At 57.0% G+C, this 528-nt stretch carries 1 pseudogene; it reads right to left on the bottom strand.

The annotated features are described in order from the left end of the window. Nucleotides 1-164: 164 nt before the first annotated feature. Nucleotides 165-528 (bottom strand): annotated as a pseudogene (locus ACX3P0_RS25335) (3'-5' exonuclease); the annotation flags it as partial.

The raw sequence follows: 528 nt of genomic DNA, 5'->3' as shown, positions 1-528 counted from the left end.
TCGGGCCGCTAAGCCGGCGATACAGCCAGATGGCAAGCGTCGCGCCAAGGCTCGCAAGCGACTGCGCCATGATCGACCCAGTGAAAATTGATGGCTGGAAAAACATTAGGTTTTACAAACCCGTTGAACATTTGTGCGTTCTGTTCCCCTGCATTCAGCGACGTCTAACGCCACATCCCACGCATTCGCGCACCGACATCGACGCGAACCTGGCGAGCTTCCGGCCTTGTGCCATCGCTGTGCACAATTAACGGTCAACTGAAGGATTCAAACAGCGAGAGGAGCGTCTTGGGAATGAAACGGGTGCGCGATGCATAAACATGCCGATCGCCATAGGTATGTTGCCCATAGGTGAAGAAACGCTGCGGCGTGACGAGGTGCAGGCTGTCCCTGGCGCGCGTCATTGCGACATACAGCAAACGGCGCTCCTCCTCGATGCCGTCGGTCGTTCCGACGCCAAGGTCGGAGGGAATGCAGCCGTCGATGGTATTGAGGACGAATACCGATTTCCATTCCTGACCCTTGGCC

This window comes from Mesorhizobium sp. A556, assembly GCF_054489545.1.
This window is presented reverse-complemented; position numbering and strand designations above follow the sequence as displayed.